Here is a 13417-nt window from a genome sequence, read left to right on the forward strand (position 1 = left end):
GACTTTTAATCTAGAACCTAGTTCCTGAATTAAAACATCTTGCATCTGAATACAATAAATTATAAAGGCTACCATGTCTAAGTTCATCGCTTATGATTTCAGATAACATATTTAACTGAACTCTATCTTGAATAGCAAATACAATTTGTCTATATTTTTGAATGGTATCAAGTTCACTAAGTAATGCTCTTTTAATTCCATCACAATAAGAAGTAGGTCTTTCAAACCCACTAGGTTGAGAAGGGCTAAGTCTTCTACTTGTTAGCCTAAAATAAATTCCTCTAAACATCTGATTATGTCTTCTTTCATCATTTCGTATAGTTGTAAGTATATTTCTTGCCTCTTCTGTAGGGGCGATGCTGATTAAATAATTATAAAATAATTCATCTTCTGTCTCACCGATTACTGCATCTTGTATAAGATTTAGTGCTGATGAAAAGTTACCAGGATAGGTATATGGATCTACTTGGCTGAATATCATATCTTGTTGTTGGCTTGGTAGTCCTTGTTGGCCCTGCATGCCTTGCTGCTGGCTTGGTAGTCCCTGTTGACTCATCATGCCTTGTTGTTGGATTGGTAATCCCTGTTGACCAATCATACCTTGCTGCTGGCTTGGTAGTCCTTGTTGGCCCTGCATGCCTTGCTGCTGGCTTGGTAGTCCTTGTTGACCCATCATGCCTTGCTGCTGGATTGGTAATCCCTGTTGACCAATCATACCTTGCTGCTGGCTTGGTAGTCCTTGTTGACCCATCATGCCTTGTTGTTGGATTGGTAATCCCTGTTGACCAATCATACCTTGCTGCTGGCTTGGTAGTCCTTGTTGACCCATCATGCCTTGCTGCTGACTAGGTAATCCTTGTTGACCCAGCATACCTTGCTGTTCTAGCATACTTTCTTGTTGACCCATTATATCTGGATCACCAAATATATCTGGTTGATCAATAATTTCTTCTTCTACTGCAAATCTATAGTCACATGGGAAAAAAGGACAGTTATAAAAATACATTTGATTTCCTCCTAAAAACTAAGTACATTAACATGGTATGAAAAGTATTAATGGAGTGTTACAATATAGAAAAATTATAAATATAAATAGCAATTAGGGGGAAGATTATATATGTATATTGATACAAAGCTTGAGAATTTTAAATTAAGATTTGCAGAAGAAAAAGATGCTGTATTAATTTTAAAGTTTATTAAGGAATTAGCGGAATATGAAAAAATGTTAGACCATGTAGTTACTACAGAGGAAATATTAATAGAGTCATTATTTCAACGTAAAACTGCTGAAGTTGTTATTGGGGAATATGAAGGAGAGCCTGTGTGCTTTGCATTGTTTTTTCATAACTTTTCAACTTTTTTAGGCCGCCCGGGGCTCTATTTAGAAGATTTATATGTAAAACCTCATATGAGGGGAAAGGGAATAGGAAAGATTATGCTTTCTTTTTTAGCTAGTGTAGCTGTGGAAAGAAAATGTGGAAGATTTGAATGGTGGTGTCTTGATTGGAATGAGCCGTCAATTAACTTTTATAAATATATGAATGCAGTTGCTATGGGTGATTGGACTGTATACAGATTAGCGGGAGAAGATTTAAGGGGGCTTGCAAGAGAATTTGAAAAATAATAAACTAGGAGGGTTTTCATGAGGGAATTAAAGAAGAATGTTTATTGGGTTGGAGCAGTTGATTGGATAGTAAGAGCTTTTCACGGAGGGGAATTATCAACACATAGGGGAAGTACATATAATTCTTACATTATAAAAGATGAAAAAACGGTACTTATAGATACTGTTAAAGAGAAACTTACAGATGAGTTTTTGCAAAATATAAAGGAGGTAGTAGATCCTACTACCATTGATTATGTTGTAGTAAACCATGCAGAGCCAGATCATTCAGGGGCTTTACCACATATTATGAAATATTGTCCTAATGCAACAATTGTAGTATCTAAAAAAGGTTTAGAAACTACTAAAAAACATTATCATGAAAATGAGAGTTGGAATTTTAAAGTTGTAGGCACAGGAGATAAGATAAATATAGGAGAAAATGATATTGTTTTTGTGGAAGCAAGTATGCTTCATTGGCCAGATAGTATGTTTACATATTTAACTGGAGAAAATACACTATTTTCTAATGATGCCTTTGGACAGCATTATGCATCTTCAGATATATTTAATGACATGGTTGATGAAGATGAAGTTTGGCAGGAGTCATTAAAATACTATGCAAATATACTAACTCCTTTTAGTAAGCTTGTTACTAAAAAAATAGAAGAGTTACAGGGGATGAATTTGCCTATTGATATAATAGCTCCGGCTCATGGGGTTATATGGAGAAAAAATCCTATGGACATTGTGCAAAAGTATTATGAATGGGCAAAGGGAAATTCAGAAAAAAGTGTAGTTATTCTGTATAATTCTATGTATGGTGCAACTCATAAAATGGCAGATTATATAGCTCGTGGTATTGGCGAAGCAGGATTAAGCTTCAAAATTTATAATTCAGCAACAGCAGATAAAAATGACGTTATTACAGATATTTTTAAATCAAAGGGAATATTACTTGGCTCATCTACCATAAATAACGGTATATTGTCTACACTTAGTCAATATATTGAAGAGATAATGGGGCTTAAGTTCATAAATAAAGTAGGGGCTTCCTTTGGAAGTTATGGTTGGAGTGGAGAATCTCCTAAGGTACTTAAGGAATATTTGGAAAAGGCTAAAGTAAAGGTGCTAGAGGAACCATTAAGTATAAAGTACACACCAACTGAGAAAGAACTGCAGCAATGTGTACAGTTTGGAAAGATCTTTGGGGAAAAGTTATTAAAAGAACTTTAAAAGGATATTACGTTATTTTTAATGTTGAATCTTACGTATGGATTCTTCATTTAGGAAAGCGTTCATTTCGCAAAGAAGCTCTAACATCTCTCAATTTAAAGCACCTAAATTTTCTAAACTCACTATCGTTCAAACAGTAGAAAATTCTTAACGTTGCTTTAAATTGAGAGATAAAGAGCTTCTAATTGTTTATTCAATGCTTTCTACAATGCAGAATCCATACTAAATTCAACATTAAAAATATCTTAATGCACGCTGCTGAAGGAGGGAATTTCGCTTTGGCGAAATTTCCTTTAAATGAACACTTATAAAAGGGCTGATAAGCCCGCAGACCGATAGGTCGTAAGATATTAAGCATTCTATTTTTTATCAAAAATCTTTTACTGTACTACCTTATCTTTAACTTGTAAAGTTTTTTATTTACTTAGTGTAAGTTCTTGTAATGTTACGGGCTGCCGCCCTAAAAGATCTTTATGTGCTAATTTCTATAATATATTAGAAATTCAGTTAGCTGAATTTCTTCCTTTAGCAGGTGTAGATGATATTTTTAATGTTGAACATATAGTATGGAATTTGCATCGTAGAAAGCATTGAATGAGCTTTAGGGCAGCTTTATTTATAAATTTAAAATACCGTTAAGAGCCTCCTACTGTCTGAGCCTACGGCGAGTTTAGGAGGCTTAGGGATTTTTAATTTATAAATATTAGCCGCTCTTATCGAAATGAACGCTTTCCTAGATGCAAATCCCATACGGTAGATTCAACATTATCTTAAAATGTCATCTTATTTCTATGCAACACATTCTGTAACGTTTCTGACCCATTTATCAGATAAAAGCCTTGGTATAGCTATAGAAATATTTACTACTTCTTGAATACATACTAGAGCTACTACCATATGAACTGGAAGTTTTAAGAATAATGCCCCTATAAAGGCTAACGGAACTCCTACTACCCAAAGAGTTGCCATTTGAAGCTTAAAAGAATATTTGGAATCCCCACCACCTTGAAGTATTCCAATGGCAAACACTGTATTAAACATTTTTAAGAACATGGTAGCTGAAATTATATATAATATATAAATACCGCTTGTCCTAACTACAGGGGAAACCTTGAAGAAGTCTATTATAGAAGGTGAACTAATTGCAAGTATTGCCCCCATAATAATTCCTAAACTTATTGATATAAATGCAAAGCGTCTTCCATAAAGCTTACCTTTATGTTCCTGGCAGGCACCAATAGCATTGCCTATCATGACTGAAGCTGCATTTGCAACTCCAAGATTTACAACCATAAATAGGTTTTGTATATTAGAGGTTATTTGGACTGTAGCTAAAGCCTCAGTTCCTATCTTTCCATAAGCAACTACATATGCAATATTACCTAGTGCCCAACAAGCTTCATTTAATATAACTGGAAGTATTATTTTTGAAGAACTTTTCACAAGTTTTAAGTCGAAATTGAACATATCCTTAAGGTTTGAAGCAAGCACACCGCCAGTTTTATATATATAAATAATCATTATTGTGGCTTCAACTATTCTTGCAATTAAGGTAGCGAGAGCGGCACCCTTAACACCCATAGCTGGAAGTCCTAGGTATCCAAATACAAATATGATATCAAGAATAGCATTTATTAAAACAGCTATGCCGCTAACCATCATTGGAACCATTGCTTTACCTACACATCTAGAGGCGCAAGCATAGTTAAAACTTATTGCTGTGAAAATATAACTTAAACTTACAATCCTTAAAAAGTTAACTCCATGTTCTATGACTATAGGATCACTGTTGAATATAAGAACAATTTGTTTTGGGAAAATTAAAGCTACTAAAGTAAATACTGTAGATAATATAGCAAGTCCTAAAAATCCTAATCCTAAGAACTTCTTGATATGTTCCACATCTCTTTTACCCCAAAATTGAGATATAAATATGCCGCATCCTCCTACAATCCCAAGAATTAATAGATTAAATAAAAAATAATATTGATTTGCAATACCTACTGCTGCAATTTCTTTTTCTCCAAGTCTACCTATTATAACAGTATCAATCATGTTTAATGAAGAAGTAAGGAAGTTTTGAATAGTTATAGGTAATGCAAGTTTTAATAAGTTAGTTTTGAAGCTTTTATCATTAATAAGACTTCTAAAGAAACTATGTGATTTTGCTTTCATTGATGTTCCTCCTATGTAATAAAATACTTATAATGCAATTAGTCTATGTCTATTTGAGATGGAATTGGAAAATACAAATTGCTAACAAATTAGGGTAAATAAAAAAACACTTTGATGAAGCTTTTCAAAGTGTTTACCTTCGGCACTTGGACAACTATAGTTTTACAATTGTCAGTTATATAAAGTTTTTATAAAATTATATATAATCATTAGCAAATAGTTACTGCTAAAATTAGATAATAATAGTGTTTTCTTTTGAAATTATAACAAAATATAACTTCAATATCAAGGAATAATGTGTTATTTTACTATAAACCACACTCCTACTAAAGTAAATAGCACTCCAATTATCTCATTTATTCCCAAGGGCCTGAATTTATATATAAATGTATCTAAATAAAAACTACTAAGTATTTGAGAAGCAATAACTAAAGTAAGGGTAACTGTTATTCCTAAGGATGGTATCGATTTAGCAGTAAGATATATTATAAGTGCCCCAAAAATTCCTCCTGTGAGTAAAAGTGGTTTAGTTTTAAAAACCTCAGAGGATTTAGCTACATTGCTATTTAACATAAGAGGAATAGAAAATATAATTACCCCTATAAAAAGATTATAAAATGTAGCTATAGAAGGAGTAGTTATTTCACCTAGTTCTGAACTTATATAGGATTCAGCTGTAGTAAATAAACCTACAAGTATTGCAAATATGTAGGGCAGCAGTTCCTTCAAGTATATCATCTCCTTAAATTCAAGTATATTATCTTAAATGTTATTTATCATAACAAATTATTGAAGTTTCAAGTTTAAATTCCTTAAGAATTTTTTCAGATTCTATTTTGTGACCAATGTAGATTAGAATAATTTCAACTATTAATATAAATATTAAAGTAAAAAGGAGCCTATAAAAATTAGATAGTTTTTTCATAATATCCACCCCCTAATGTATTTTATGACAAGGAGGTACGTGTAATGTTTAAAATCTATAAGAAATTATAAAGTAGTTTATCTAGTATAATATCTATAGTGATTAAAAGAAGTGTATTTTGAATTGACTTATAAAGTTATTTGCATTAAACTTATCAAGTATTAAGTTCATATATGTACAGGCAGTTCGTAACCATCCTGCCTTAAAATAAAACTATGGAGGTATTAAATATGAAAAAAAATACACGGAATTTGGCACTAAGTGCTATAATTGCTGCAGTATATGCAGTTGTTACAATGTACTTAACTTACCCTATGAGTTATCAAGCATCTCAATTTAGAGTTGCAGAAGCTCTTACAATACTGCCATTTTTTTCAACGGCAGCTATACCAGGTCTCTTTGTAGGATGCTTAATATCAAATTTATTAAGTCCTGTTGGACCACTAGACATAATATTTGGGTCTTTGGCTTCACTCATAGCAGCCTTTATGACTTACTTAATTGGAAAGAGTAATTTAAAGTTTAAAAAGTATTTAGCACCACTGCCGCCAGTAGTAGTGAATGCGCTTATAGTAGGTTGGCTTTTAAACTATACTTTAAAATGGCCTATTGCAATAACTATGCTTCAAGTAGGGCTTGGACAAATTTTAGCATGCTATGGTCTTGGTTTACCGTTAATGCTTTTTATAGAAAGAAATCAACAGCTAAAAAGAATATTTAGTAGTTAGATAAAAAATTAAGCTTTGCACTAAAGAATTAAATTAATAGTTCTTTAATGCAAAGCTTTTTTATTTTATATTTGTAAAATCATAGATTAATAAACATGAGCTACAAACTCTTATATATAGAATAGTCCATATTAGGGAATATATTATCAATAGATTCTATTTTATCTAAATACTTTATATCGATTGTATTCTTAGTTATTTGTTCGTAAAGTTTATTAAATCTTTCTATATGAGTATTTAATCTATTTACTGCATATTGTACCGAAGTGTTATTTTTTATTATAAATGGCCAATCTGAAGATTCGGCTAAAACAAGTTCACGAGCAGCCTCATTAAGAGCTCTTTTTTGCAGCGAAGTAGGTTTTTTAAAACTATTAGCAAGTCTTATCATCTTCTCTGCAGCTTCGTGTAAATCCTTGTATATCCAATCATTTGAACTATTAATCCAAACTGAGTAATCTCCATGCTCACCCCAGCTAGAAGGAGAGGGACTTGAACACTGAACTCTAGTATGTTTTTCTAAGTATTTTTTAGGAGTTGTAAGTTCATAGGAAGTCCAATCTTCTGAAGATCTTTTTAAGAATTCATATATAAAGTCAGGGCCTTCAAACCACCAGTGACCAAATAATTCAGTATCATAAGGACAAGTTATTATAGGAGGTATATCCATATGAGAACTTGCTTTTTCTATTTGGTGATGTTTGCAATGTGCAAAGTGACCACCATGGCTTTCAGATTTAACTGAAGCATTTTCTGGCACATAATATTCTTTATTATCTGTAGAACCTGTTATTCTATGATATTTTAACCCCGTATCAACCCTTATGCCAGCTTTGTTTAAATAAGGCTGGATATATTCCATAGGAAGCTCATAGCCTATATCTTTATAAAATTCTCTATAATCAGGGTCACCAGGATAACCTATAAAATTGCTCCATACTTGATGAGAAGATTCCAAATCACGTCCAAAGGCACATAATCCGTTAGGGGTTACAATTGGAGCATAGGTTCCATATAAAGGCTTTGGTGAAGCATTTAATATACCTGTATTTTCAACTAAGAAATATTTTAGTCCATTTTCTTTAAGTACATCATCTAAATTATAGCTATAAGCGCATTCAGGAAGCCATATTCCAGAAGGCTCGTGACCTATACAATCTGTATAAGATTTTACTCCAGTATAAATTTGAGCTTTCACAGTTTCGGGATTTATAGAAAGTAGAGGTAAAAGTCCATGGGTTGCAGAGCAAGTTATTATTTCGAGAACTCCTAGCTTATCAAATTTTTTAAATGCATTCATAAGTCTTTTATCATAAGCTTTATATGTTTTTAAAAGCCCCTTAAACCTTTGGTTATAAAATAACCCTAAGTGCTCTAGCTCCTTGTTTCCTTTGTTTCTTAAGATTTCTTTTTCTGAAAGCTCTATGCTTTTTGTCAAATATTCTTCATATTTTTTATTTAAATAGTTATCCTCAAGCATTGCCATAAGAGGAGGGGTTATGGACATAGTTATGTTAAAATTTATACCTTCATCTAAAAGTTTGTCATAACCTTGAATTAAAGGTATGTAACATTCACTCATAGCTTCAAATAGCCATCTCTCTTCTAGAGCATCATCTATTTCTGGATGTCTTATAAATGGCATATGGCTGTGAAGCACCATAGCTACGTATCCTTTTTTCAAAAAAATCACTCCTTAATATCCTTGTAGTAAACTGATGTATCTTGAGATTCTATCATTCGTGGAGTTGTAACTCTGTTAGAAGTAACAACATCTATATAAGTATTGTCTGGAAGAAGTCTTTTAAGTTTTACTAAAATATCTATAGCATCTTTATCTAAATCTATATACCAATTATCAGCAAAAGTATCTATAAATATGCTTTCAATTTCCTTCTCTTCATTCCCATGTAACTCATAAACCTTAAGAACAGGTTTTGAGCTGTTCCACAGTGCCTCCCCGTGCTTATCACTAAATTCCTTTATAAATAAAGGAGACACTGAAAAATAGCAATAAACTCTACGTGCACTTTGTACCATAAGAACAATTTTTGATTTTGTGCTATTCATTAAGTAATTCACCCCATATCCTTGTAATTAATGAAACATCTCAATGAATTGAGATGTAGTGATTTGTAATGAAATCACATATTTTTATAAATTATGCAAAACAAATTGTATTTATTAAGTTCTACATATATTTAAAAACTCCTTTACTTAGTATATAATTTATAAGAAATCGCTATGCAAATTTAAGGAATTAGGATAAAGATGCTATGGATTAGTACCTAGAACCTAGAAGCTTGCGAACAACTTTTTAAATTTTGGAGGTAAATTATGAGTAGAACAAATTTTAAGGGCAGTGCTATGTTGAATCCTGTTCCTGTAGTTTTAGTAACTTCTAAGAACTCAGAGGGAAAGGTAAATGTATTTACAGCGGGGTGGGTAGGAACCGCTTGTACAAGACCTCCTATAATATCACTTGCTATAAGACCTGAAAGGCTTTCTTATGAATATATAAAAGAAACAGGAGAATTTGTAGTTAATTTACCATCTAAAGATTTGGTAAAAGCAGTGGACTTTTGTGGCGTTAAGTCTGGAAGAGATTTAGATAAACTAAAACACTTTAATTTAAATATAGAAGAAAGTGAAAGTATTTCAGTTCCATCTATAAAGGAATGTCCTGTGGCATTAGAGTGTAGATTAAAAGATATTATAAAACTAGGTTCTCATGATCTGTTTTTAGGAGAAGTGACCAATGTACAGGTAGAGGATTTTCTTATAGATGAAAAGGGAAAGATACATTATGAGAAGGCAAATTTGATGAGTTATTGTCATGGAGAATATTATCCATTGCCTGAAAAATCAATAGGTAAGTTTGGGTTTTCAGTACAAAAGAAAAAGAAAAAGAAAAAGAAGTAGACATTTTTAAAAAGATGCTTAAATCAACTCGCATATATAAAAGGAGAGGTTTAGGCATCTTTAGTTTACTTATACACGAAAATCTTCATGTTGTCCTTATTATCAACGGTTCCAAGCAGAACGTTTTTTACTTCAATTTGATATGAGTTTTTTAAGTTGGAAATAACCCAATCTTCATTCTTATGAATTTGTTCTAGTTCCTTGGTAATAATTTTACCTTCTTTAATAATTGTTCTAGGCAAATAAAAAGGTTCTGCTTTCAGTTGATAGTATGAAGGGGTAAGGGGTTCATATTTTGGATCCAAAAAAACAGAAATCTGTCCATCTGCTTCCCAAATTGCCAATGCTACCTTTTTTACATCATCTACTTTTGCTTCACGTAATTCTTCTAATAACACATCAATAGATATTCTTGCTTTTTTTAATCCTTTATAAAGGATTTCTCCATCTTTAACAACTATGATTGGTGAATTGTTAAGAACTTTTCTTAAAGACGGAAACCTAAGAATTCCAAATATGCCGCCCAGATAAAGAACAACTAACACAATTGTAGTAACAATAGACCCTTGTAAACCAAGCCTTTCATCAGATAAAGGATGAGCAATAACATTTCCAATTACTAAAGCAATAACAAAATCAAGGAGTCTTAATTGAGATATGGTACGTTGTCCTAAGGCTCTTGCAACTGTAACCAAAAAGAAAAAAGCAATAATAGCACGAAGAATCCACTGGAGGGTGGTAAGTGTTTCTTGACCTTGTAAAAAACTCATATGATGCATCTCCTCTATGTAAAAAGTTTATCACGCAGTTTAACACTAATGTTATTTTAACCAATAATAAATAAAAAAATTAAAAGAGGATAAATAAAAATTTATCCTCTTCGCAATAAAATATATATACGGATTATTGATCCATGTTAGCCGATACTGCTTCATCTTTAATATCTTTTATTTCAGCCGTAAGATCCTTTGGCTTAATATCATTAGAATTAGCAGCCATATCTTTATTAACAAAATTATTTAACACCTTTGATAAATCTACGCCGGTTAAGCTTTTTAATACTTCAAAACCATTTGCAGTTACATCTGTAACTATTTTGGACACTTTTGATGCGCCCTGAGTGCCTCCATTGTCTATTACAGTTAAATTATCTATCTGTTCTAATGGCTTAGATACTTCCTTCATTACATCTGGTAACTTATTTACAATCATTTCAACTACTGCAGCTTCACCGTATTTCGCCATTGCTTCTGCAAGTCTATCTTTTGCCTCAGCTTCGGCAATACCCTTTGCCTTGATAGCTTCAGCTTCTGCTAGACCTTTTGCTCTTATTGCTTCTGCATCTGCTTGAGCTTGTATCTTTTTCGCATCTGCCTCAGCTATTGCTCGTACTCTTATTGTCTCAGCTTCAGCTTCAGCTTGTTTAATTGCTTGTATTTTATGTGCTTCAGCAGCAACCTCGATTTCATATCTTTTAGCATCAGCAGGCTTTTTAACTTCAGCTATTAATTTCTTTTCCACAACTAGTGCTTCTTTTTCAGCAAGTTCGGCTTGTTGCTCAGCCAGTATTGCATTATTCTCAGCTTCTTGCAATTTATATGCAACGTCAGCATTTGCTTTCGCCTTATCCTGTTCAGCTCTATAGGATTCCAATTTTATTCTTTTATCTCTTTCACTTTGAGCTATTTCAGCCTCAGCTTCTAATTTTGCCTTTTGACCTTCCCTTGTAGCACTTGCAGTTTTAATTTCTGTATCTCTCTTTCTTTCAGCTTCAGCTATATCAGCTTCAGACTTTGCTGCTGCTATTTGAGGCTTTGCTCTGTTTTCAAGGTAACCACCTTGAGTGCTTATCTTTAAGATTGTATAAGATATTAGGATTAAACCCATTGATTCTAATTCATTTCTTATATCATCTTCAATTCTTTGCTCAAAAGAAGCCCTATCCTCGTTTATTTGCTCTACTGTTAAAGTAGAAATTATACCCCTTAATTTACCTTCCAATATCTGTTCAACTATGGTTCTTATAACATTTACGGTATTATTGTCTCCGCCGCTGCAGAATTGTTCAACAGCTTTTAATATATTTTCAGTATCATTTTTAACCTTTACTACAGCAGTACCTACTATATTTACAAATATACCTTGTCTTGCAGGAGCTTCATTTACATCTGTTGTCATGGATATATTCTCCAGTGATATAGTACAAGATGTTTCTAATATAGGGATCATAAAACCCCCTTTTCCTGATAAAACTCTTTTCTTTAATCCTGTAATAACAAGTGCTTTGTCAGCAGGTACCCTTCGCCAAAAACATAATATTACTGCTAATACTACTATTACAGCAATTATTATTGGCAGCAAATGAAATAGTGAATTTAATAAATTTTGCATTTTAATTTTCCCATCCTCCCTTTTGATAATTCTTTTGATGTATTTGTATATATTATATTCTACTATAGATACTTACACTTAAACACTATTTAGGAAAATTTAATAATATTTAGGAAAACTTAATAATATTTAATGTGAGAAATGATAGCATAATATTTTTTTGCAAGAAAGTTTAAACTTATATATACATCTTTATCATTTATATTTATTTTTATAAAGCTTGATTTTCTTAAGGTCATAGAGGTTAGGAGATAGAATAATTGACTTTCATAACTGGTGAATTAATGCAAATAAATTATGCAATTGATGGTATTTTTAAAATAGTGTTAAAATTAGCGAAAAATCATGTTATAATCAATCTCGTGAAATGCCAATAAAAGTGATAGAGGGGGATTATCAATGAAAAGATTAGCGATTTTTGTATCAACAATTGCGATAATAGCATCTCTAGCTTCAGGATGTAGCAATTCATCAGTAGAAAAATTAGCAGGGGCTAATGGTACACCAATAGCCATTGAAAATGGAGAAGGAACAAAGAAACCAGTAGATGTTAAAGAAGAAATTTCAAAAGTTGTGGATAATAAAGAAACTAATAATATACAATCCAAAGAGGAAAAGGATACTAATATATCTGAAGATAAAATATCTACAAATAATGAAGATAAAAAAGAAGTAATTGAAACAGAAGGTAAAGAAGTTGATGTGCGAAATAATGATGAATGTATTACTGATGAAAATCAGTGGACAAACATAATAAACCAAATTAGTAATTCACCAATTAAGCCAGAAGTTACTACACCAGTAAAGCAGCCTGAAGATAAGCCAGAAGTCACTGCGCCAGTAGAACAACCTGAAGATAAACTAGAGGTTACTATACCAGTTGAACAACCTGAAGATAAACCAGAAGTTACTGCACCAGTTACAAAACCTGAAGTGAAACCGGAAGCTCCAAAGCCAACTAATCCAGAGAATAATCTAGGACAAGCTGGGGATTCACAGGTAAATGAATTTGAAAAGGAAGTAGTAAGACTTACAAATATTGAAAGATCAAAAGAAGGTTTAAAACCATTAACATTAAATGTTGAATTAAGTAAAGTTGCTAGAATAAAATCTAAGGATATGGTAGATAAGAAATATTTTGACCACAATTCACCGACCTATGGATCACCATTTGATATGATGAAATCCTTTGGAATTTCCTATAAAGCAGCAGGAGAAAACATTGCCTATGGACAAAGAACTCCAGAAGAAGTTGTAAAAGGATGGATGAATTCTCCTGGGCACAGAGCAAATATATTAAATGGCAACTTCACTGAAATAGGTGTAGGTTTTTATAATAATTACTGGACACAGATGTTTATAGGAAAATAATATAATTTCCAATATGGATTTTAAGTATAGAAGAAAAAGAAAATTTACCAGCTAAAATTAGAATAT

General features: G+C 32.2%; 13 protein-coding genes. 5 read left to right on the top strand and 8 right to left on the bottom strand.

The window, feature by feature from the left end; all coding sequences use genetic code 11:
• Positions 1-10 precede the first annotated feature (10 nt).
• Complete coding sequence (locus JOC70_RS19160) at positions 11-832, bottom strand: ferritin-like domain-containing protein (RefSeq protein ID WP_243429068.1); 822 nt, start codon at positions 830-832, stop codon at positions 11-13.
• Between the two features lie 285 nt (positions 833-1117).
• Between JOC70_RS19160 and JOC70_RS07170 the strand changes: the two genes are divergently transcribed.
• Together JOC70_RS07170 and JOC70_RS07175 are read left to right on the top strand one after the other, a co-directional pair.
• Entirely contained in the window at positions 1118-1624 is a 507-nt protein-coding gene (locus JOC70_RS07170; protein WP_204598204.1) for a GNAT family N-acetyltransferase, read from the top strand.
• 18 nt (positions 1625-1642) lie between these two features.
• Entirely contained in the window at positions 1643-2839 is a 1197-nt protein-coding gene (locus JOC70_RS07175; RefSeq protein ID WP_204598205.1) for an oxygen-binding di-iron domain-containing protein, read from the top strand.
• A 789-nt stretch (positions 2840-3628) separates the two neighbouring features.
• Here JOC70_RS07175 and JOC70_RS07180 read toward each other — a convergent pair.
• The 3 genes from JOC70_RS07180 to JOC70_RS07190 form a co-directional block, all read right to left on the bottom strand.
• Entirely contained in the window at positions 3629-5014 is a 1386-nt protein-coding gene (locus JOC70_RS07180; RefSeq protein WP_204598206.1) for an MATE family efflux transporter, read from the bottom strand.
• A 300-nt stretch (positions 5015-5314) separates the two neighbouring features.
• Entirely contained in the window at positions 5315-5743 is a 429-nt protein-coding gene (locus JOC70_RS07185; protein WP_204598207.1) for a DMT family transporter, read from the bottom strand.
• A gap of 40 nt (positions 5744-5783) precedes the next feature.
• A complete protein-coding gene (locus JOC70_RS07190) occupies positions 5784-5939 on the bottom strand; it encodes a hypothetical protein (RefSeq protein WP_204598208.1) in 156 nt (51 codons plus the stop codon).
• 230 nt (positions 5940-6169) lie between these two features.
• On the opposite strand from JOC70_RS07190, the gene JOC70_RS07195 reads away from it, so the two are divergent.
• Complete coding sequence (locus JOC70_RS07195; protein WP_204598209.1) at positions 6170-6667, top strand: QueT transporter family protein; 498 nt, start codon at positions 6170-6172, stop codon at positions 6665-6667.
• A 100-nt stretch (positions 6668-6767) separates the two neighbouring features.
• Here the strand turns inward: JOC70_RS07195 and JOC70_RS07200 are convergent, their stop codons facing one another.
• The gene (locus JOC70_RS07200) at positions 6768-8351 is read right to left on the bottom strand and encodes a glycoside hydrolase family 57 protein (protein ID WP_204598210.1); all 1584 of its coding nucleotides are present in this window, start codon (positions 8349-8351) and stop codon (positions 6768-6770) included.
• A 5-nt stretch (positions 8352-8356) separates the two neighbouring features.
• A complete protein-coding gene (locus tag JOC70_RS07205) occupies positions 8357-8737 on the bottom strand; it encodes a DUF4912 domain-containing protein (RefSeq protein ID WP_204598211.1) in 381 nt (126 codons plus the stop codon).
• A gap of 267 nt (positions 8738-9004) precedes the next feature.
• Here JOC70_RS07205 and JOC70_RS07210 point away from each other — a divergent pair, with 267 nt between their 5' ends.
• Positions 9005-9589 carry a flavin reductase family protein gene (locus tag JOC70_RS07210; RefSeq protein WP_204598212.1) on the top strand — a complete coding sequence of 195 codons (585 nt, stop codon included), beginning with the start codon at positions 9005-9007 and terminating at the stop codon, positions 9587-9589.
• 65 nt (positions 9590-9654) lie between these two features.
• On the opposite strand, the gene JOC70_RS07215 is transcribed toward JOC70_RS07210, so the two are convergent.
• Together JOC70_RS07215 and JOC70_RS07220 are read right to left on the bottom strand one after the other, a co-directional pair.
• Entirely contained in the window at positions 9655-10359 is a 705-nt protein-coding gene (locus JOC70_RS07215) for a DUF421 domain-containing protein (RefSeq protein ID WP_204598213.1), read from the bottom strand.
• Positions 10360-10492: 133 nt separating this feature from the next.
• Complete coding sequence (locus JOC70_RS07220) at positions 10493-11980, bottom strand: flotillin family protein (RefSeq protein ID WP_204598214.1); 1488 nt, start codon at positions 11978-11980, stop codon at positions 10493-10495.
• A gap of 399 nt (positions 11981-12379) precedes the next feature.
• Between JOC70_RS07220 and JOC70_RS19510 the strand changes: the two genes are divergently transcribed.
• The gene (locus JOC70_RS19510; RefSeq protein ID WP_204598215.1) at positions 12380-13351 is read left to right on the top strand and encodes a CAP domain-containing protein; all 972 of its coding nucleotides are present in this window, start codon (positions 12380-12382) and stop codon (positions 13349-13351) included.
• The last annotated feature ends 66 nt before the right edge of the window (positions 13352-13417 follow it).

It is taken from the genome of Clostridium pascui, from assembly GCF_016908015.1.
Classification (GTDB): domain Bacteria; phylum Bacillota; class Clostridia; order Clostridiales; family Clostridiaceae; genus Clostridium_AK; species Clostridium_AK pascui.

Excerpts from the sequence above, each read along its gene's own strand:
- JOC70_RS19160 (WP_243429068.1), bottom strand. The coding sequence starts at position 832 with ATGATGGGTCAACAAGGACTACCAAGCCAGCAGCAAGGTATGATTGGT.
- JOC70_RS07170 (WP_204598204.1), top strand. The coding sequence starts at position 1,118 with ATGTATATTGATACAAAGCTTGAGAATTTTAAATTAAGATTTGCAGAA.
- JOC70_RS07175 (WP_204598205.1), top strand. The coding sequence starts at position 1,643 with ATGAGGGAATTAAAGAAGAATGTTTATTGGGTTGGAGCAGTTGATTGG.
- JOC70_RS07180 (WP_204598206.1), bottom strand. The coding sequence starts at position 5,014 with ATGAAAGCAAAATCACATAGTTTCTTTAGAAGTCTTATTAATGATAAA.
- JOC70_RS07190 (WP_204598208.1), bottom strand. The coding sequence starts at position 5,939 with ATGAAAAAACTATCTAATTTTTATAGGCTCCTTTTTACTTTAATATTT.
- JOC70_RS07195 (WP_204598209.1), top strand. The coding sequence starts at position 6,170 with ATGAAAAAAAATACACGGAATTTGGCACTAAGTGCTATAATTGCTGCA.
- JOC70_RS07205 (WP_204598211.1), bottom strand. The coding sequence starts at position 8,737 with ATGAATAGCACAAAATCAAAAATTGTTCTTATGGTACAAAGTGCACGT.
- JOC70_RS07210 (WP_204598212.1), top strand. The coding sequence starts at position 9,005 with ATGAGTAGAACAAATTTTAAGGGCAGTGCTATGTTGAATCCTGTTCCT.
- JOC70_RS07215 (WP_204598213.1), bottom strand. The coding sequence starts at position 10,359 with ATGAGTTTTTTACAAGGTCAAGAAACACTTACCACCCTCCAGTGGATT.
- JOC70_RS07220 (WP_204598214.1), bottom strand. The coding sequence starts at position 11,980 with ATGCAAAATTTATTAAATTCACTATTTCATTTGCTGCCAATAATAATT.
- JOC70_RS19510 (WP_204598215.1), top strand. The coding sequence starts at position 12,380 with ATGAAAAGATTAGCGATTTTTGTATCAACAATTGCGATAATAGCATCT.